The 22,059-nt window shown below is 38.0% G+C and carries 17 protein-coding genes; all 17 read right to left on the minus strand.

Annotated elements, in window-relative coordinates; all coding sequences use genetic code 11:
• Positions 1-1,446, minus strand: a 1,446-nt coding sequence (locus AB1349_00940) for a hypothetical protein (protein ID MEW6555903.1), incomplete at its 3' end; no start/stop codon positions are given.
• 81 nt (positions 1,447-1,527) lie between these two features.
• Positions 1,528-2,907, minus strand: coding sequence for a TldD/PmbA family protein (locus tag AB1349_00945; GenBank protein ID MEW6555904.1), 1,380 nt, complete (start codon positions 2,905-2,907; stop codon positions 1,528-1,530).
• Positions 2,880-3,344 carry a signal peptidase II gene (gene lspA / locus AB1349_00950; protein ID MEW6555905.1) on the minus strand — a complete coding sequence of 155 codons (465 nt, stop codon included), beginning with the start codon at positions 3,342-3,344 and terminating at the stop codon, positions 2,880-2,882. The genes AB1349_00945 and lspA overlap by 28 nt, the downstream gene beginning before the upstream one ends.
• Complete coding sequence (gene ileS / locus AB1349_00955; GenBank protein ID MEW6555906.1) at positions 3,326-6,106, minus strand: isoleucine--tRNA ligase; 2,781 nt, start codon at positions 6,104-6,106, stop codon at positions 3,326-3,328. The genes lspA and ileS overlap by 19 nt, the downstream gene beginning before the upstream one ends.
• Before the next feature lie 36 nt (positions 6,107-6,142).
• Entirely contained in the window at positions 6,143-7,210 is a 1,068-nt protein-coding gene (gene mtnA / locus AB1349_00960) for an S-methyl-5-thioribose-1-phosphate isomerase (GenBank protein ID MEW6555907.1), read from the minus strand.
• A 19-nt stretch (positions 7,211-7,229) separates the two neighbouring features.
• On the minus strand, positions 7,230-7,568 hold the full coding sequence (locus AB1349_00965) for an MTH938/NDUFAF3 family protein (protein MEW6555908.1): 339 nt from the start codon (positions 7,566-7,568) through the stop codon (positions 7,230-7,232).
• A complete protein-coding gene (locus AB1349_00970) occupies positions 7,558-8,733 on the minus strand; it encodes a BtrH N-terminal domain-containing protein (protein MEW6555909.1) in 1,176 nt (391 codons plus the stop codon). Before AB1349_00970 ends, AB1349_00965 begins: the two co-directional genes overlap by 11 nt.
• On the minus strand, positions 8,726-9,163 hold the full coding sequence (locus AB1349_00975) for a DUF116 domain-containing protein (protein ID MEW6555910.1): 438 nt from the start codon (positions 9,161-9,163) through the stop codon (positions 8,726-8,728). The genes AB1349_00970 and AB1349_00975 overlap by 8 nt, the downstream gene beginning before the upstream one ends.
• Positions 9,164-9,212: 49 nt before the next feature.
• Positions 9,213-9,635, minus strand: coding sequence for a hypothetical protein (locus AB1349_00980; protein ID MEW6555911.1), 423 nt, complete (start codon positions 9,633-9,635; stop codon positions 9,213-9,215).
• Positions 9,636-9,667: 32 nt separating this feature from the next.
• Complete coding sequence (locus AB1349_00985) at positions 9,668-10,639, minus strand: potassium channel protein (protein MEW6555912.1); 972 nt, start codon at positions 10,637-10,639, stop codon at positions 9,668-9,670.
• Between the two features lie 3 nt (positions 10,640-10,642).
• A complete protein-coding gene (locus tag AB1349_00990; protein ID MEW6555913.1) occupies positions 10,643-11,308 on the minus strand; it encodes an HD domain-containing phosphohydrolase in 666 nt (221 codons plus the stop codon).
• 199 nt (positions 11,309-11,507) lie between these two features.
• Complete coding sequence (locus AB1349_00995; GenBank protein MEW6555914.1) at positions 11,508-12,449, minus strand: PorV/PorQ family protein; 942 nt, start codon at positions 12,447-12,449, stop codon at positions 11,508-11,510.
• A 213-nt stretch (positions 12,450-12,662) separates the two neighbouring features.
• On the minus strand, positions 12,663-17,642 hold the full coding sequence (locus AB1349_01000; GenBank protein ID MEW6555915.1) for a carboxypeptidase regulatory-like domain-containing protein: 4,980 nt from the start codon (positions 17,640-17,642) through the stop codon (positions 12,663-12,665).
• A gap of 190 nt (positions 17,643-17,832) precedes the next feature.
• Entirely contained in the window at positions 17,833-19,029 is a 1,197-nt protein-coding gene (locus AB1349_01005) for a hypothetical protein (GenBank protein ID MEW6555916.1), read from the minus strand.
• Positions 19,030-19,156: 127 nt separating this feature from the next.
• Positions 19,157-19,669, minus strand: a complete 513-nt coding sequence (locus tag AB1349_01010) for a Spy/CpxP family protein refolding chaperone (GenBank protein ID MEW6555917.1) — start codon at positions 19,667-19,669, stop codon at positions 19,157-19,159.
• A gap of 99 nt (positions 19,670-19,768) precedes the next feature.
• Positions 19,769-21,286, minus strand: a complete 1,518-nt coding sequence (locus tag AB1349_01015; protein MEW6555918.1) for a FecR family protein — start codon at positions 21,284-21,286, stop codon at positions 19,769-19,771.
• 28 nt (positions 21,287-21,314) lie between these two features.
• Positions 21,315-21,950 (minus strand): hypothetical protein, encoded by a 636-nt coding sequence (locus AB1349_01020; protein ID MEW6555919.1) that lies wholly within the window; start codon positions 21,948-21,950, stop codon positions 21,315-21,317.
• Between the last annotated feature and the right edge of the window lie 109 nt (positions 21,951-22,059).

Here is a 22,059-nt window from a genome sequence, read left to right on the forward strand (position 1 = left end):
CAGCCAGTACTCGCCTGCAACTAGATCACCCACAGTACCATCATCACCAGGTGATGTCCACCGCAATAAAACATCACCATCTAAAGAACCACTAAGTCCAGTTAAATCCGAGATATTACTCGGTGCAATCGTATCATAGGAATATGAAATAGCAAAACATTCTTTACTGTAAGATGAATTGGCTTCCAATTCTATTAAAGAAGCCGCAGGCCACGAACTACCTGTCCACCTCTGAACATTTATGTCACTGTCAGTATCAGAAGTGACAAGCATTATTTCGTTAGAGTCTGAGCATTTATCTCTGTCTAATTTTAACCATCTTATTTCAGGACCGACATCAACTGCAAATGCAGATGCATTCCATACTGTTCCTGTCCATATCTGATATCTTGGTCTTCCTGCTGGATTTGCTCTTGTAGCATATACAATCATTCCTCTGCCAGATGAATTTTCATAGTTGATATCAAAACAACGATAATCATATGAAATGCCCTGGGCCACTGTAACATCTACTTCAAATGACTTACCCCAACCACCATTCCAAGTGGCTACATTTATATCGTAATCAGTATCGTAACTAGCGAATATAATTTCATTTGAATTACTCTTCGGATTGCCTGCTAACCTTACCCAACGGAATGTACCACTCGTGGTTATGTCTGAAATTGTACCTTCACTACCCCAAGAAGAAGCGCTGCTGAACCATTGACGGTATTGCGGACTGGATTGTCCGTTTTCGTTCCAGACAACCATTGCATAACCATAACTGCTTGTATAGACGACATCAAAACCCTGCTGGCTAGCAGAACCCACACCGGTTGTCTCTAGTGCCTGCTGGTTGCCCCAACTGTTTCCATCCCAAACTGCTGCGTAAACATGACTGCTTACACACAGAGTAACCAAAGCCATTTCATCGCTGGTTGGATTAGGTTCCAGCCGAATCCAGTTAATCGCATCACCGTCTAATGCGAGTCCGGTATCTATATCGTCTGTGCTCCACGAATTCCCATTCCAGATACTGTAATAAACCTTATTTGTAAAGTTGTTTTTCCGATAGGTGACAACCGCATCACCTGATACCTGTTCATATCCAGCATCAAAAGCACGATAATTAGTAGTAACATCCGTAGAAAGTGTTTTCATTGCAGTCCACATAGCAGCAGTGCTAATATAAATCTGTGCAGTAAGATTCCCGTTTGAGTCCTGTACTACCAGAATCTTTTCGTTTCTTTTTGGGCAAGATTTAAGAATATAGAATCCAGTTGCAGGTTGGCTGACCGCGTTCGCGTATTGTTCTGACGACCATGTACCTGCAACAGGGTAAGTTCTATAAGCGGGTGTGTTTGCGGATGCTGTATCATAATAAACAGACATTGCTTCCGAAGCACTTAAAAAGTTTTGAGAAGCTAATATCATTAAAAAACCAACTACCAGATTATTTTTCATTTGTATCATCGTGTTTTTCTTCAATATCTTAAAAATCAAGAGGTTGCGACACGGCCACGTAAGTTATGCTGATATGGATTTTTATATTCCACCGATAGTGATTCTAGGGATACGGAGTGTTGGTTGCCCATCAGTTACAGGCACGGCTTGACCTTCTTTTCCACAGGTGCCGTGTTGCCAGCCTAAATCACTGCCAACCATATCAATAGAGTTCAGCACATCAGGACCGTTACCAATAAGCGATGCATTTCTCAACATTTTACCGAGTTGGCCGTCTAAAATTTCGTAGCCCTCTTCAACCTCAAATATGAAATCGCCATTTGTGGTATTCACCTGCCCACCACCCATTTTTTTGACAAAAATCCCTTTTTTTACACTTTTTATTATTTCTTCAGGCTTCTCGCAACCGGGTGCAATGTAGGTATTTGACATCCTTGGGAGTGGTTTGTGATGATATGATTCCCGTCGGCCGTTTCCTGTAGATTCCACTCTGTCCTTTTTTGCAGTGAACAAATCGTAAAGATAGTTTTTTAATATCCCGTTTTCAACCAGTATCGTTTTTTGGGCTGGTGTGCCTTCGTCATCATACTGATAAGACCCACGTGCATTTTCAATTGTAGGGTCATCTATAACAGTAATTTTTTCGTTTGCTACTTTTTTACCGAGTTTGCCTGAATAAACTGGCGAGATACCTTTCTGAATAGCATCGGCTTCTAATGAATGCCCGATTGCTTCATGAATCATTGTGCCACCAGCAGACGCTGAAATAACAACAGGCAGTTCACAGGCAGGTGTCGGGACCGCTATGTTCAGCAAATTATTAGCACGCTGATATACAATTTCAGATATTTTTTTGATATCTTCCGGTTTGATTTTTTGTAGCGTGTTAGTAGCTATAATTTCGTGAGCAGTTTGTGTAATCCTCCCCTTTTTGCCGTCACTGACAATAATTGCTATTGTAAAAATTGCTGATTCTTTTTTATTTTCTGCGGATATATTATCAGAGTTGGCTACAAAAAATTTTTTGCTACCTGTTGAAATCTGAATTGAAATCTGTTTAATCTGGTTAGATTTTGCCCGAAGCATTTTATCTGTCTCTTCAACAGTTTTTAGATACTGTTGTAAAGTTTGAGTTTTTTTAACGATGGTTGAATTATTTATGCTGACAGGATTATCAGTATAGTTGTGTGATTCTACAGATACATTAGCAAGTTTTGAGACAAGCGAGACAATAGACGACATAGTTGGCGCATCTAATGATGCAAAATAGGTCTCGTTATTTCTGATAAGCCGCAGACCACAACCACTGATTGTTCCAGAGGATGCTGTTTCAACTTTGCCGTCAAGATATGTAAAACCAGCTGTTTCAGTTTCGCTGAAGTATATCTCAGCAAACTCACCATTATTGGCAAACATTTTTTTAAGTATGAAGTCTATATCTGCTTGTTTGATAATACCCATATTTTTAAGAATATAGAATGGATAACTAATACTCCAATCCCGATGGTTATTGCGGAATCAGCGATATTGAATATAGGCCAGATACGGAAATCAAGAAAATCAACAATTGAGCCACGAATTATTCTGTCAATCAAATTTCCCCAAGCGCCACCTAAAATTAGCGAAAATGCAGTCAGAGTTGTATTTCTGCTATCCTTCTTTTTATAGATAAAAATAGAAAGCAAAATTATCGCTATTATAGAAAAAATTAGAAAGAACCTTCCGTAATCTTGAAACATCCCGAATGCAGTTCCTGTGTTTGTGATATAAGTGATATGAAAGATATTTCTTATTACAGATACTGATTCGCCTAAAAGAAAATTTTTTGCGATATAAAATTTTGTGAACTGGTCTATAAGTAAAATGGCAAGAATTATTATTACAGATTTTTTACGCATTTGGCACAGATTCCAGGCTGTTCAGGAGCACTACCGACTGTTTCAGACCACATCCAGCATCTGACGCATTTTTTGCCGTCTGCCTGTAAAACTTTGGCTTCTATTTTCAATGTCTCATCTTTTGTTCCATCAACCGCATTTTCAGAAATCTCAACCTGTGAAACAAGGAATGTAGATGTTAGGTCTTGCAAATTCGTTTTTAAGAATTTTTTCAGGTCTGTATCATCAGTATATAACAAAACTTTCGCTTCAAGCGGGTTCCCAATTGTTTTTTGTTTTCGTAATACCTCCAGCAATTTTAACACAAAACCCCGGATTTTTATGATTTGTTCAAATTTCTGTTCTATCTGTATATTTATAAATTTGTCATTTACAACCGGCATATCAATCAGGAATACCGAATCCTGTTCTTTATCTCTTGTTGCTTGCGTTTTATATTTTTGATACGCCTCTTCTGCAGTAAACGAAATAATCGGTGCCAGGAATGGTACAAGTTGCAAAAATATCTGTTCTACTGTTGTCTGAGCAGATAATCGTTCTTTTGATTTTTTGTTGAATGTATAAAGCCGGTCTTTCAAGATATCAAAATAAAATGATGAAAGTTCAACAATACAGAAATTGTATATCAGCCGAAAAACTTTATGAAACTCGTAATTTTCATAACTGTTTCGCACATCTGTAATAAGCCGCTGCAGTTTGGAGAGCATCCATTTATCAATATCCAAAAGTTCGTCGTAAACAACCCTATTGGTTGCAGAAAAATCGCTAATGTTACCAAGCATAAACCTGAATGTATTCCTGATTTTTCTGTAAGCATCAATCAAATGATCTATAATTTTGTCAGATAACCGCATATCCTCCTGATAATTTTCAGACGCAACCCAGAGCCGTAGAATTTCAGCACCGTATTTTTTGATTACATCCTGCGGTGCAATAATATTACCAAGCGATTTTGACATTTTTTTACCGTCACCATCTACAACGAATCCGTGTGTAAGAACCGTTTTATACGGCGGCTGTTTTTCAAGTGCAACTGATGGTATCAGCGATGTCTGGAACCAGCCGCGGTGCTGGTCGCTGCCTTCAAGATACAAATCTGCTGGGAAATAAAGCTCACGCTGGGTTTTCAATACCGCAAACGAAGATACACCAGAATCAAACCACACATCTAAAATATCGTCTGATTTCCTGAAATTTGGAGAACCGCATTTTTTACATTTTGTGTTGCTGGCTAAAATTTCGTCAATATTCATTTCCAGATATTTATTAGAACCGTCCTGATATATTATCTGTTCTATTTTTTCTAAAATACTATCGTCTAAAATCGGCTCATCACAACTGGAACAATAAATAATTGGAAGTGGTGCGCCCCACAGTCGCTGCCGACTCAAACACCAGTCAGGTCTAACTTCAAGCATCCCTTTGATTCTGCTTTCGCCGTATTCAGGCAGCCACTTCACATTTTTTATAGAATTTAATAATTTGTCACGCAGATTTTTGTTTTCAACTGACAGAAACCATTGTTTTGTAGCACGAAAAATTATCGGCTTCTTACAGCGCCAGCAATGCGGATATGAATGCGAAATGCTCTGTTTTGCAATCAGCAGTTTCTTTTCTTCTAAAAACTTTATAATGCTTTCATTAGCTGAAAATACATTCTGTCCGCTGAAATGTTTAACTTCGTCTGTAAATCTTCCCTTATCATCAACAGGTGAGACCGTTGGCAAACTGTATTTTAAGCCGACGATATAATCCTCTTCGCCATGACCTGGCGCTATATGAACTATTCCAGTCCCTTCTTCTAACGATACAAAATCAGCAAGCACACCAATTGATTCCTTTTCAGTAGTCGGATTTTTGCATTTCAGCCCTTCAAACCATCTACCATTCCACTTTTCTAGAATTGTGAAATTCTGAAATTCTAAAATTTGGTTGAGATATTCAATCCGTGCTTCAGCAAAAATATATCGTTCACCGTCAGTCATTTCTGCAATCACATAATCTGTATTCGGCTGAAACGCAACTGCGACATTAGCAGGAAGCGTCCATGGTGTTGTTGTCCAGATAAGCACGCTGATTGACGCTGATTTTTCAAACAAACGCTGATTACCGCCGATAACGGGAAATTTGACAAATATTGACGGTGAAACATGGTCGGCATATTCAACCTCAGCATCAGCAAGTGCCGTTTCACACGATGCACACCAACAAACCGGTTTCAGTTTTCTGTAAATGTAACCCTCTTTCAACAGTTTTCGGAATACTGAAATAATTATTCCTTCATACTCATTTTTCAGCGTTAGATATGGATTCGCCCAATCGCCGATACAACCCAGCCGAATAAATTCTTCACGCTGGATGCCGACGAACTTCATTGCGAAATCAGTCGCTTTGTTACGGAACTCTATTTTATCAATAGTTGATTTCGTTTTACCAAGTTCTTTCATCAATTGATATTCTATCGGAAGACCGTGACAATCCCAACCTGGAATATAGGGCGTATCAAAACCAGCGATAAACTTATATTTTACAACTATATCTTTCAGGATTTTATTGAGTGCAGTACCAAGGTGAATATGTCCGTTAGCATATGGAGGCCCGTCGTGTAAAACAAACTTTTTTTTGCCGCTGTTTTTTTTAGCAAGTTTTTTGTAAATATCCGTTTTTTTCCAGAAGGATAAAATCTGCGGTTCTTTCTGAGGCAGATTTGCTTTCATTGAAAAGTTTGTTTTCGGCAGATTTATTGTTTTACTGTAGTCCATATCCAGAAAACTGCGGAACCACGAATTAACACGAAATCACGAAGTTTTAGACTTTTTTCGGAGTTTCGTAGAATAAGTTGACTCTATTTTTTTGTTTGACGGATTTTTTACTACTCCTTTTTCAGTGATAATTGCGGTTATTAAATTGTGGGGCGTAACATCAAATGCAGGATGAAGCGCTTTTACACCAATCGGAGCAACCCGTTTTTTATTTATGAAAACCACTTCATCAGAATTTCTGTATTCTATTTTTATTTTTTTACCGTCAGAGATTGTTAAATCAAAAGTGGAAGTTGGTGCGGCAACATAAAACGGAATTTTGTTTGCTTTACATAAAACCGCAAGCGTATATGTTCCAATTTTATTGGCAGTATCGCCGTTTGCCCCAATCCTGTCTGCACCGACGATTACAGCATCTATTTTTTTCTGTGAAATGAAATATCCTGCCATATTATCAGTAATTAAAACACACGGAATTTTTTCTTGCAAAAATTCCCAACTGGTTAACCTCGCACCTTGAAGATACGGCCTTGTTTCATCAACATAAACCAATTTTATTTTCCCCTGCTTATATGCAGTTCGTATAACTCCAAGTGCAGTCCCCCAACCCGCAGTTGCCAATGCACCAGCATTACAATGTGTAAGAATTGTAGAATTTTTTCTCAGAAGTTTTGCACCATTTTCGCCTATTCTTTTATTTATAGCAATATCTTCCTGCTCTATTCTTTCTGCTTTTCGTTTTATCGCTTCTATCAACTTTTGAACTCGTGAACCCGAGAACTCGTGAACACCTTTCAATATTCTTTCTACTGCCCAAGAGAGATTTACTGCCGTCGGTCTTGCAGAAATGAGTTTGTTACCGGCAAATTGCAAGTGTTTTTTTAACTCTGAAACACTTTTGAACTTTTTTTCAACTGAGGCGAGATACATTCCATATCCTGCGGTAACACCAATCAAAGGCGCACCACGAACTGCCATATCTTTAATGCAGTTATAAACATCTATATATGTTTTACAGGTAATATATGAGACCTTAAACGGCAACATCCGCTGGTCAAGCACTTTGAATACTTTCTTTTTCCAATATATCGGTTTTGTTTCCATATGGATTACCTTGATTTTTTCAGCAGGTTAGATGCAAACAGGTGATTACATTTTTGTTTTGGAGTTTATTGTGTAGCTCAGTTGCCTTTTTTGTGTTTTCAACTATTAGTTTTATATTTTGGTTTTCAATCTGTTTTTTTGTTTCAACAGGGATGGTCATACATCCGGAGTATCCAGTCCCGACGATAATAATCTCAGGTTTTGCTGAAATCACATCGTTTAAGTCGTCAACACACAATGAATGTCCTTGTTTTCGCCACCAACTACTTTGAACAGTATCGGGATAGATAATTACATCGCTGTTATATTTTTTACCGTTAATAACTATTTCACCAAAATCGTAAAATTCAATTTGCATTTATATCAGTGTTCAACTTTTCAAATGCCTTCTTCTCTGTTTCGTAGCAATCTAAAATTTTTTGTTGCAGGTTGGATAACAAAGTTGAAAGAAAAGTATTGTTTTTCTGCAAATCATCAATGACTTTTTTTGTTAGGGTGTTCATCTCAATATTGATTTTTTTCATTTCATCTAACGTATCGGGGTTTCCTTCTTCAAGCAGTATGTTTTTTTGGAACAATAAGTTCCGCATTTTTTTAAATTCTAACGGCGTATCAGGCAAGCATGCTTTTGCGATTCCACTCCAAGCCAAAGCAGATTTTTCAAACATTTTTGCAATTTCGTTTAATTCCGGCTTTTTCAAAATTTCTGCTGATTCTCTCAAAAATTTGGTGTACATCGGACGGAACGCGCTACCACCCGTGCCACCAATTTCAATATAGATAAATGTATTCAAAAGACAGCCGAGCAAATTCATTCCATCAAATTGTTTATTCCACTTCGGCACAATACTCGCCCATTTCTGTATTCCAGCAAGCCCGATATTTTTGATTGGTGACTGTAACATATTCTTGCAACAATCTTTGATTGCTTCTCTGATACCATTTTCTAAATCTCCGATTGTTGATGAACATTTAATTTTTATCAATTTGTTTTTAGCAGGGAATGGACGGGATTGGGAAGACCTTGCTTTTTGGAAATCTGAAATATTTATAGTTACTGCATTTTTGCCGCGGTCTGAAATATAAACTTTGTTCTCATATTCGTCAATCCCAAAAACTGTTATTGCATGTCCTCCGAAATGTGCACTCTTCGGAAGTGCCATATATGGAAGATACGCCATATCAACAAAAACATAAACCGGCTCGCCATCACGGAGCAGTTTTTTTACTTCTTCATAACCCTTTTTACAACTGCTTGATTTCCATAATGTTGCTTCTATACCAAGCCGTCTGCAAATTTTTATCACAAATTCATCAACTTTAGAATTCCGAGTACCAATAAAAGGGTACGGCATAAAAAATTTTATATACCAGTAGATAAAACCAACACCACCACCAAGACCAAAAAGCATCTCTTCTGAAAATTGTAATCCGTGATAAGCCAGAATACTTTTTAATGCGGTTGTCTGGCAGTGTTTCCCACCAAAATAATTGAAGTTTTCAAGCACCAGTTTTTCAGTCATTTTTTATCAATTTTAGAAGTTTTTTAAGTTCCAAATCAGTATTTTCGCAACCATCTCTGGAAAGCGGATAAAAATAAACCGGTATTTTTTGTCGTTCGCATTCTTTTATGCCCTGCGTGCCTTCAAAATAACAAGCAACACCAAGCACAGCTTTAGGGTTAAGTTCTGCGACTATTTTTTTAATAGTAGAACCGCCTTTCAAGATTCTAAGCCCCAGATACCCACATTTTTTGACTGTTCTTGATATTTTTGATATTTTACAAGCACCGCATTCTGCACACAGATAATAACTCCCAAATTCGTTCGCTTTACATTTTTTTATATTTCTTAAACACTGTGGCACAAAAATTATTCTGTTGTTTGGCGGTACTTGCAAAAATTTTTTGAGATTTTTTTTATTTTTTTCGGCTGTAAATTTTTTGTGATTCATAAACATACCGCAGAGCTGATGCGGAACTTAACATGGAACTGACGCGAAACTATAAAATCAAAAAAGCGATTACTATTATACATATTGAACACAGAATCGGCAACCACACTGGACCTGTCCATGGGGTTGGGAGTAGAAAGAAAACATCTGTCGTTGTGAATGATTCAGGCCAGTTCAAGATTATTTTCAGAAAAATATAATAATAAATATCCCATATACCGAATGCCAACAAAAAATAAGCGACCCGAGATACAAATGAGTCGCCGACAAGTATTGCGAATGTAACAAGCATCACAATTGTTGCGGCTTCTCGGGCAAGTTCAGTCAGTATCAATTTTTTTGAGAATGGTTTTAACTCATTAACCGCTCCAAATTTGATAAACGGGAATTTCACTTTTTCAGAAATGTGAAATCCAGCAGGATAGTAAAGTTCTCTCAAATATACGACGACTGCAGATTCAAGAAAACCCATTGCGACCGCAAAAATTATGGTTAGCAATATATTCACAAATTTTCCCGTAAAGCGGTTATCTGTTCAGGTGTGCCCATAATTATAAGTTTATCTGTTGATTGAATCGCGGTATTTTGAGGCGGGTTGAACTTGTAACCATCTTTGGAATAAACCGCGAGCAGTAATGCGTTTCTTTTCTGTATTTGCAAAAAAATATCAGAAACCGTTTTTAATACCGGTTTTTTGATTTCTATCTCTTCAACTCGCAGGTCGCCTTTGCCTTCTTTCAGCATCATATCCAGAAATGAAACTACTGTAGGTCTTACCATTTCAGAAACCATTCTGAGCCCGCCGATAAGGTTAGGCTGAATCACTGAGTTGGCACCAGCAGTTATCAGTTTTTTAGCAGCAGTATCCTGAACCGCTTTAGCGATAATTTTCAGGGTTGGTTTTATCTGTTTAGCGGTGATAATCAAAAAAATGTTTTCTTCGTCGGTAGAAAGCGCTGCAAACAAGCCGTCCGCATTTTCAATCCCTGCTTGTTTAAGTATGTTTTCGTCAGTCGCATCATTATTGATACAAAGATAATTCTCAAAACTGGTAATCACATTTTTATCTTTTTCAATAATTACAAACTCTCGTTTTGTTTTAGCGAGTTCTGAAATTATATGGCTACCTACTTTTCCAGCACCACAGACAATGAAATGATTTTTTAATTGCGAGATTGCGTTCAGCATTTTTTTCCTCCTGAAAAATTGGCTTAATTCACCTTCAACTATAAATGATGTAATAGACGACACTGTATAAAGCAGGATGCTCATACCGGATAGTATCAAAAAAATTGTAAAAATCCGACCTGTAAAAGAAAGCGGATGGGTTTCACCGTAGCCGACGGTAGCGAGTGTAATTACCGTCATATAGAGCGCATCAAAAAACTGCCATTTTTCTATAATTACATAGCCAAGTGTGCCAAATGATAAAATGAGAAAAAGAATCAGAACTGTCTGGATAAGTTTTTTATACATTTTTTAGAAATCTCTGTAGTTAAATTTATCTGATTGGAAATCGTACTTGAGGAATTCTTCAACAACTTTCGGGTCAAATTGGGTTCCTGCATTCTTTTTCAGTTCTATAAATGCCTCTTCAAGCGTCATTGGTTTTTTGTAAGGTCGTTCTGACATCATCGCATCAAACGAGTCAACAACTGCAAGGATTCTTGCGCCTAACGGGATTGTTTCACCCTTGAGTTTATCAGGATAACCGTTCCCATCCCATCGTTCGTGATGATATTTTACATACTCAGCAGCACCTTTCATAAAACTTACACGGCCGATTATATTAGCACCTATTGTAGAATGTTTTTTAATAATCTCATATTCTTCAGGAGTTAATTTGGCTGGTTTCAAAAAAACAGATTTATCTATCCCTATTTTACCTACATCGTGTAAGACCGACGCAACTTCTAAATCTTTTAATTCATGTTTTGATAGCCCGAATCTTTTGCCGAGGTAGTCAACATGTTTTACCATTCTTTGAGAATGCCCGCGTGTAGAATGGTCTTTTGCCTCTATTGCTTCCGCAAGTGCAGACAGAACTTCAAAATAGATATCTTCCTGGGAATGATGCGGTGAAATACCTTTCATTCCACCAAACAACCATTTAATTATAATTACAAATCGTTTAATAAAATTCATATCCTTTACAGCATTATATTACAAAAAAAAACAGGATTTGTCAACCCTGCGGATAAACTAACTTTTTTTATTTTTGAGGTATGATATCACGAATAACACGTCACGAATGTTATCACGAATTTTCACGAATAAACCAATATCGTTATTCGTGTTTTGTTCGTGATGTTTGCCTTTATTCGTGTGTCTTTATTCGGGATTTCTAAAACTTTGTGCCAAATGAAATGCGGTGGGTATCGCCCAAATCGCCGAAAGGCACAAATGCATAATCAATTGAGAAGCCCCAGATACGGAAGCCAGCACCAGCACCGAGCCCGACTACACTGCCTAATGACGAGGTATCGTATCCGAACCGGTAGCCACTGCGGAGTGCTAGTATATCTTCTCTTATCCAGTACTCTGCTCCTATAGAAGCATATAGTTTAGTATCAACAATATACTCATCTAAATCACACGCAACTGTTAAGTCCTTAAGCGCTTTGTAAGCTGCACCAACTTTTATATTTAGCGGTAGCGGGTCGCTTTCATCAATATATTTCACACCAGGACCTATGTTCTGGATATTTAGTGCAAATGCGAGTTTGTCATCAGCAGGATAATATGCGGACAAATCCAGTGCGACTGTGAATGCTCGTTCATTTTCTATCTGGCTATTGATAATTTTTAGCCCACCACCAACTGATACACCTTCTAACAATTTTTGTGCAATATCTTTTCTTGCATAACTGAAAAACAGTGCCATATCTGTTGCACCAAAGTCGCCGAGTTTTGTTTCACTTACATCGCGTTTTTCTATATTATCTACTTGCAGATAAGTCAGTCCCACACCAACATAATGTTTTTCACGGGCACAGCCGGCATAGCCGAGGAAGCCGGCATTAACATCTTCAAAATACTTCAGGTAAGTTGCAGAAACCTCGTTTTTCCCTGTTTCTGTACGGGTTAACGATGCAGGGTTGTAGTAGATTGAGTTAACATCGTCTGCAACCGCAGAAAACGCACCTGCCATAGCAAGCGGTCTTGCACCCATACCTACTTTCAGAAATTGTGCACCGGTTGTGCCTAAACCCTTTGCAAGACACAGATTAACACAGATAAGAAACCACAGATTAACACAGATAAACACAGATAAAAACCTTTTCATAAAAACCTCCATTTTTGTTTATAGAGCATTTGCTCTATAACTTTTCTCGTCACTAATTAGAGCATTTGCTCTATAATATCCCAATAATAGTATAAAGAATAATTCAAGTTTTGTCAAGGTGAATTTTGTCACACCTGAAAACTACAAGTTAAAGGTTAAAGGTTAAAATTTTTGGACTTTATTTTAATTTATACCTTTAATTTTAACCTTGTTTTATTTTCTGATTGCCATTTTCAGTGGTTTTTTATTCAGCACTTTACCATCTTTTTTGGCAATCAAGAAGTACACACCGGATGCACAATTATCATCACGGTCGTTTTTGCCATCCCATTCTGTGTAGTAGTACTTTCCACCGGTCATACTGCCTTCTTCAAGTGTTCTTACAAGTTCACCAGCAAGATTATAGATATAGAGTTTGATATTACCGGTTTTATCTGATGGCAGTGCATATTTGAGCATTGTGCCTTTTATTGATTGGGTTTTAGTAGTGCCTGCTGCAACATCAGCCATTGTAACCTCTTTATCTTTTAGATCAAACGGGTTGGGGAAATTATAAATCTCAAAATCAGTCCCGGTGTAACTCTTTGCAGTATTCGGGTCTTGTTTGAATGCTACGAATGATGCCTTCTGTGAAGTTCCACCTGCACGATTGATTGCGAACACACCGTTTTTTACAACCGCTTTAGGTGTCGTGGTAGATGCAGCAATCTGGTCTGCAGAGATAGAGATTGTGCCTGTTAATGGATCAACGGTTGTTTGCCCTTTTACTTCATCCCATTTCTCAGTTGTATCATTATATCTGTAGACCTTTAAATCGTCCAGTTCATCTTCATCTACTTTTTTGCGGTCGTAGTTCAGTGTAATATCAAACGCTTTATTGACCTGTGCATTATCCAGTCCGATTTCATAGACATCGCTTGCAGTAATCTTTTCCATTGCTTTATCAACCAGCAGTGAGATATCCTTACTTGTTTTTGACATTTTGAAATTAGGCAGATTAGACAGGAATCCACCGACGGGCATATCACCCATTTTGGCGACATCTGTACTAGGCGCAGTTACCATTGCTGGGTCAATTGTCAGTGTGCCGGGGTCAAGTTTTACTTCGGTATTATCTGCACGTTCGTCATCCATCAGTATAGAGCCGCCTTCTGCCAGTTGTTCATCAACATCTTTCTTTGCTTTTGCTAATGCTTTCAGGTTGAATGTAACTTCTTCAGTTGCGCAGATAGGTGTTTTTGTTCGTTTATCCAGCCCGAAATAGCCTTTGATTTGCAGCGTGTAGTTTTCCTCGTCAGTATTTTCCGGTATTTCTACATCTAACGAGTATGAGTTTTTCACACCCTTGACAGGCAGTGCGCGTATCTTTTTGATTTCGTTAAATGTTCTACCGGGTGAATAATAACAGACAGGCACACCTTCACGGAATGAATCAACCGGGTCTATCAGCCGAACTGGTGAGAAGATAAAGAAGCGGAATATATATGGATTTTCAGTTCGTTTCATTACTACTTTGAGTGTTGGTGTTGAAGCGGCAACAATGAAATCAATATTCGCCATTACAAATGTGCTTACATACACAAGTTTGAAATTAACCGGCATATCCGGCACAAAGCAATATACATAGTATGTGTTGCCAAGCACAATATCCGGGATTACATAACTACCTTCGCTATCTGTTTTTACCGGTATTGCGGGCAGATACTTTGCTGGATTAGTAACATTTTCGGTCTCGTTATATGCGACTATTTTTACATCAGGCCGTTTTTCTTTAGCAGCCCAGGAACCTTCATTCCGAGAATATATTTTACCGGTAATTTTTGCTTGTGCGGTTTTTAATTTGATAGTAACTGATTTGGTCTCACCAGGTTTCACTGCTATTTTTTCACCATTAGCGGCATAGCCGGGCTTCATAACATCCAGCCGATAGATACCGGCTGGAAGACCTTGTAGTGTGAATGTTCCGGACGAATCAGTGATTGTTTTTTTAGTAGTCAGCCGATGGTTAACAATTACATTTGCCTCGCAGATTGGGTTGTTGTTTTCATCAGTAACAGTTCCTGTGATTGTGCAACCTGATGAGGCATCTATATCAAAGTTTATATCTATTGTTGTAGAGGTAGAAACAGTAATCACTTTTGTTACTGGCGGGTAATTTTCTGTTTCACAGACCATTACATACTGTCCTGTGGGGATATTATCAATATAATAATGGACAGGCGAATATATCGGAACAGTGATGTTATTTATCACTGCGGTTGCGGTTGCATAGTTTATCATATTGTTGATTAAAGTAGTGCTCCCGTGCGCTATTGCGAATTCCCATCGTTTAATTTCCTGATTACTTGGTCTTGCTGCAGAATATCCGCGTAAGGCACCATCCATATCATAGAGCATTACTGTCGGGACATAGTTTGTAAACTCATCAAAGTTACCTTTAATTTTGTCGCCATCTTCGGGCAATAGTATTTTTGTACCTTTTATATTTCCGGTTAATTTCCCGGGACCCATCACACCGGCGCCCATTTTTATCTGGAATGTAGCGCCTGCTGCGAGGTCGTCTGATTTAACATTCACATTTTCTGCTCTACTGATAATAGTAAAATACTCGTCAGGATTGTTTCTATCTGTTTCTTCTGGCGGATAGCCATCAGGCGGACCAAACCGCCTTAAAAATAGCATATAGAAATTATACTTACCAGCAAGCAGTTTATCCGTCTGCCATTGTTTACTCTTCAGGTTAAAAAACAAAGTTGGTACTTTAAAATCGTCTAACATTCCATTGTTGTTTATTAATGCTTGTAACTTTGAACCTTTCAGTGGAAGTTCAACTGGCAAACCGACTATAAGATACTTGGATATACCTTTATATGGTTGTCCTTTATTGTCTATACAACGAGCTGAATAATCCACTTCAGGTTTGTCCGGTGGAATAGGTGCAATAGGTTCACACAAGATACCTTCTTTTATAGCAGCTTCTACAAAAGTTGTTTGGTCTTTTGTAACGCGGACATTCGGAATTATTGCGATTGGGTAAAGTATCTGTGGTGTTGGCGGTGTGAATGAACCGGGCTGTTTATTCATTCGTTGTATTTCTATCCATAGATTATATCTGCCCGGTGGTAGTGAATCAAATGTGAATCTTGTAGGGTCTGGCGACCAGTTCCCAAGCATTGTATCCCAGCCGTATTCAACATCAATCCCGCGTGCCCGAATGATTGCCTGTAAATCTTGTGTTGCCTGGAAATAACTGCCATCAGGTAGTTTGATTTTACCTTCAAGGTGACCTGCTTTTACCATCTTAATAATAGGAAGCGGTTGCCAACCACCAGGGTCCACTTGGCTGACGACCTCAAAGTTGTATGACCTTGCAGGTACCCACTTGTCTGATTTTATCTCTACAAAATATGTGCCTGTGGAAACATCTATTGAAATTTTAAGGAATGTTGTAGTGCCTTGCAAGAGCGTCGGGTCTGCATAATAAACAGTGCCTATTCCTTGCATTTCTGTAAATTGGTGTGTTTGTGGGTCTATCGGATGTGCAATGACTTTGATAGCATCCTTTGCTGTAATTGTAACTTCTTGTGGGAAATAAAGAAACCCTGTTATTTTTGCATTGGTTGAAAGAACCACATTAAGGTTAATATTTATATCACCAGTAGACAAAACCGAACCGGCAGTAGAGTAGACCACTGAGGTCATATCGGGACACAAAACAATCCGCTGGTTATCTAATGTTGAGGTTGATTTCTGGTCAGAACCATAGTCGTAGACATATCTATACTTCCATGGCTCTGTTGAAACTGCAGTACCGCTCTCCTGCCAATAAAGTTCTTTTTTACTCAAAACATTATGATTAACCTCTAAATTATAGTTACCAGGTGCAACACCATTAAACTCATAACTTCCATCACCTCTTGTAACTGTATTGAAAAACCCGCCTGTTGTGTCGGATTGCTGCGGGTCTAGTCCTAAATTTTGTTTATCTTCTTGTTTGATAGAACAAAGATTAACCCATGCATCAGGAAGTGGTTTGTCGTTTAGTGTAACCACACCTTTTATTACACCGGTTGCGGTTTCAAGTTGAAATTTTGAAAGCTTGCGAGAACCTTCATAATAATGCGCTTGCTTGTCTGATTTATATCCTAATCTCGCTACTTGAACTGTATATGTAGAAGTTCTGATATTACCATATACAGGTTTAAGTAGATTGAATTTGCCCGAGGCATCGGTCAATGTTTTAAAAAAGTTAAACCAGTTGTATTGTTGATTATAAAATGGATTTGTAGTATCTTTAACTGTATCTGTACTAATATCCCTTATTTCAACTGCGCAGTTTGGAATTGGTGCACCATTTGATTCTACTACAACACCTTCAAATGCGATATTTGAAATATCAATCGGCTGGGCTTCTTCCGTCTTTACATTGCTGATATATCCGAGTTCAACATGCTGGTCTGTTATTAGTGCCGGGTTTATATCTCTTGGATTATCAAAAACTTCGGTTGAAACAATCACCTGCGCACCTTCTGCGGTATCCATCTTACCAACAGAGAGCAGATATGTATCTTTAGGTGCAGGTGGGATGTTGTATATTTGCAACCAAAAGTCAGGGTTAATATTAGGTCCATATGTTGCTATTTGCAAACTGAATGCAACCGGCTCACCGGTTATTTTGTGTCTCAAGTCCATCCACATCATTGTATTTGGTGTAGCAGCGGTTGTTGAAATAACAATATTCAATATCCCGGCTTGTATATTCTGCTGCGGCTGTAGCCTAATTTCGTGGTAGCCTGTTTCTGGAATCACCTGAGTATCTGATGTGAAATGGTGTGTGGGAATTTGTAAATTGCCGGAAATCTGTTCAGTAACCGTTGGGAAATACTTATGTTTAGCAAAAATTACTTTATACCATACATTTTTAGCAGTATTAGTGAGTTTATCCAGAGCAGAGACAACTAACCCGTTAAATTCAACAATACCTTCGGTATTCGTCTTACCGATTTTGGAAACACTGCCTAATGGTTCGTCCTGACCTTCCAAAAACCCAACTGCCATCACTGTTACATCATCTAATGGCTGGTTGTTTGAACCATCCAGCATTTTTACCTTTAATGTTGCAGAAAAACACAGATGAACGCAGATTAAAAACCACAGATTAACACAGATAAAAACAGATAAAAACTTTTTCATAAACCCTCCATGAATTTCTACGCCACTTTAGTGGCGGTTATCTAAGGATTTAAGTTTAGATAACCCTGACTGAAGTCAGGTAGAATTTTTTTATTTCATCTATTCACTATATATAACGATTAACTGGTCAAAATTATTTTACGGGCGAACAAGTTCGCCCCTACGATAAGGACAAGCCTACCTGTCCGATTTAATATTCCCAATTTATTCCAACAAAATAGTTTGAGGTATTGTAATTGTATCTGTAATTTGCTTCGTATTTGTTGTTTGATACTGAACCCCTGTAACTTGCTGCGGTTTTTAATGAGAGCATTTTATATACAGGTATCGCTAACGAAACACCGGTTGTATTCGTTGTCTGTGTAATTTTAGCAGTTTGGTAATTTCCGGATTCATCCTGTGCAGGACGGTCTTGATAAACCCTTGTCACAATCTCCCACCAGAGATTGAGTTTTGTTGTCCCACTTTTACCGAGTGCAAATGTTAATGCCGGTGAAATACTGTTCTGAACAAAATTGTAATAGTTAGCATTAAACTGTGTTCTATTGGCATCATATGAGTTCTGATTAGAAGTATATATCTGGATAGTATCATAGAGCGCAACAGAAACTCTTCTTAATTTTTGTGAAATCCCTAATGTAAGCAAATGGACTAAATCATTTCTTTTGTCAGATGTGAAACTGCCGGATTCTTCAACAATTGTCTGGTCTGTAAAGTTTTTGAGTGCGATATTATACGATAGTTTGCCTAATGTAGTTTCTGAAAATTTATATAATGTTTCTACAAAAAGTTCGTGTGCTGAATAATCAAGCACATCTTCACCAGCATTCTGTGATATTTCTGTATATGTAGCGGTATCAATAGATGTTTGGTATGTAGTAACAAGCGATGCATAATTCGGATAATTCATCATATAGAAATCATAACCAATCCGAACATTTGTTCGGTTAAACATTTTTTCGGCTTCAAGTCCGGCAATGATTCTACCATAATCAAAAAGTCCGTCACCAAGTTTTTCGTCTTCTGTTTCTTTAAGGTATTCCAGTTTATAGCCGAGTTTTGCTTTGCCTTTTAATGTATCAGAAAATTTGCGTATAAATTTAAGTGTAAGCAAATTATCTAAAATCTCTCTGGTAAGCGTACCACCGCCGACGAGTTCTTTTACATCTTTGGTGCCAGAATAAACACCTTGATAAATCGGCAATAATGCGGTTTTCTCAGAAAAATTGATAACAGGTGCAAAAAATATGTCTGTATTACCAGCGAATGAATCGCTTTCACCTTCCAAAAAATACTGACCGCCTAAAAGCGAGACATTGGCAACAGGTGTGACTTTAAGTTCAGATAGGAGATAAGAGATAGGAGATAGTAGTAAAACCAACCACATAGCCGACTGAAGTCGGGTATAATTTATTCCCCACTTTAGTGGGTATGATTTGAAACTCCAATACTGCGATATAGAGTGTCTGACAGATAGGCAGACATAGCGACATAGCGACATAGTCAATCCTCCGTTATTTTTGTTCTGGTGGTGGCATTGGTGGCATTGGTTGTCCAGGCTGACCTTGTGGCATTTGCTCTCTCGGTGGCATCTGCTGTTGACTACCACTCATTGGACCGCCCATTGGACCGCCGCCCATCATTGGTGGGAACATTCCACTTTCGTGCATTTTCTTCCATTGCTCCTGAGTTAAAATTGTTTTCATTTTGAACTTCATTTCAATACCTTTTTTTATAAGTTTTTGCAGTGTGGCTGCTATTTCATTAACCTTTGAATTCAGTGATGATTCCGTAGCATTAGGGTCTTTCATTCGGGCTTCTAATTCCTTCTGTAAAATATTCATTCTGGAACTTAGCACTGCCATTTCTGACTCATTTGCCTGACCAATTGCTTTCATTTTCTCCATCTGTTCCTGAGTTAAATTTAGTCCTTTAATAAATTCAGGTGGGCCTCCAGAAATTTGTTGTGAAAACAAAAAAGAATAAAAACCTGATACCAACACTAAACCAAAAAAATATTTTAGCATACCACTCTCCTCTTGTAGCGTCCCATTTTATATGGAACGCATTTTTATTCCGTCCAACATAAAGTTGGACGCTACAATTTTATCCGAAACTGTTAATCTTTAATTTGTTTTGGGTGCTTTGTTTAACGAATTCGGTAATTGTAATATCCCACTATCAGACAAAAGTTTGGACGAAAAAATTAAATCTATTTTTTTGTCCCATTTATCAGAAAACAGATTAGATGTATAAACATTCTCAAAATTGAGCGATAGAATTTTATCTTTTATTTTTTCAGCAGACACCTCTTTACCAGCGTAAATATCAGAGAATGTTTGCACTTTACCATCGTCGTTTATTATGTAATTATGCTTTTCAATCCATGTTCCGTCGGAATATGTATCCTTGTATGCGAAATGGAATGTGCTTATCCCATCGGGCATCCAACCGGTAGATGTGACAGATGCATCTAGTGTACCTGGTAGAATTGTTAGTTCATTCAGTTGAAAAACATTATCGCCATTATCTTTGAACTGCCACATCAGTTTGCCTTTACCGCCATTTTCAGTTGACTTTTCATTTCCAATATAAAACCTGTACTCGTTAAAAAATACATTCCATTCTGATGGCTCTGCTGTATTATCCGGAATCATTTTTCCGCCTGATGCTTCTTCTAACACTTTATCGTAAGTATTTGACATAATAGAATCAACATTAGTAAGATACCACTGCGGCTCGGTTGAACCTTCACTGTGAAACATATTCTGGGTTGCATCGTTTAATTTTGCTGGCAGGTCTTTATTAAATGTAAAAAGTATCTTGCCAAAATCAAACCGGTTTTCTCGCTCGTTTAGGACCACATATTTGAATTGATTTTTGTTTTCAGGCGGGCGGTAGACATATTCTTCTAAACGAACTCGTTTGCCAAAAACATCAATCAATGCTTTACCATTCTGGTATTCGGCAAGTTTTATCTCGTCTTGAGCGCGTTCTAAAACTGATTCGCGTGAAAGTTCCATAAAAATTTCTCGCTGTGCTTCTGATTTGAATTCGTCTTTCTTTTCTTCCACTTTTTCACTTTTTACCTTCTCACCTTCTAACGCCTCTGGTTTTGTCGGCGATTCGCCTTTTTGAACAGTTGTGAACTCGCCGGGATATACCATCACTTCCTTACCGGTTGTCTCTTCTTTTGCTGAAACGATGCCTTCATAAACCTCTAACCGTGTAGTCGCATACTCGGTTACTTCAACTGAAAAATCTGTCCCACGAATAGCGCATATAGCGGTTGGTGTTTTTACTTCAAATTTCTGTCTGGCTTTAAGCTTTTTAACAACTGCGCGGATTTTACCAATCATAACATTTATCAATGTAGTATCGCCAGATATTGTTCTGGTTAAAGATACAGCAAGTTCTGAATTTTGTGAAACATTAACTTTATGCTCGTTGATTAAAACTTCAGCAGTAGCGCCTGACGCTGTTTTGATAACATCATCTGAACTGAGCAACTGACCAACTGCAGCAGGACTGTTGTTGATAGTGACCTCGCCATTGATTGCGTTAATGATTGCTTCTGCAAAACACAGATTACACAGATAAAAAACACAGATTACACAGATAAAAATGGATAAGATTTTTTTCATAGACGCCTCCATTTTACAAAAACTATTTTTACCAGTCAAGTTCTTCTTCGGAAATTAATAATTCTTCTAATCTGCGATTGATAATTTTTTCTTTATTTTGTGTTCGTTTTTCTAATTTGGTATTAATCTCTTTGATTTGGTTTTCTAAACTTTGCAGTTCTATTCTGTATCGGTCTTGCTTAAGTTCAAATAGTTCAGTTAACACATTTTTCAGGTCCAGTTTAAGTTCTGCCTTTCGTTCGTTAGAATCCGCTGCTTTATATAACTGCACAAGATCGCGTGTTTTCTTTTCAAGCGAATTTATTCTTACTATTTTTTCGTATATTTCGGGCTTGGTTTTTTTCAACTCGTCTAAAAATTTACGCTTTTTAAGTTCGTCAGAAACTAACCTTCTATAGACCCGCGGCTGTTTCTTCTGTAGTTTAATTAAGTCGCTATAGAGTTGCGGGTCTTCCATCTTTGTTGCCTCAAGGATTTGCTGTTCTTCTCTGACAGATACTTCTTGAGCATAAAGGCAGGGAATAAGATAGAGAGATAGAAAGATGGAAAGATAGAAAGATAGAAAACACATACTAGCCACCTCTCCATCTTTCCATCTCTCCATCTGCCTTTCACTTACCATCTTTCCATCTATCCATCTAAAAAAATGTTGTTGAGTAGACATCTTTATAACCTCCTTGTGGTGACAGCCCTATCGGGCTGTCGTGCCCCTCGCAGAACCGTGCTTGCAGATTGCCCACACACGGCTCTTCAATAACACTTCCTCATAAAGC

Source organism: Elusimicrobiota bacterium (assembly GCA_040757695.1).
In the GTDB taxonomy this organism is placed as follows: Bacteria; Elusimicrobiota; UBA8919; order UBA8919; family UBA8919; genus JBFLWK01.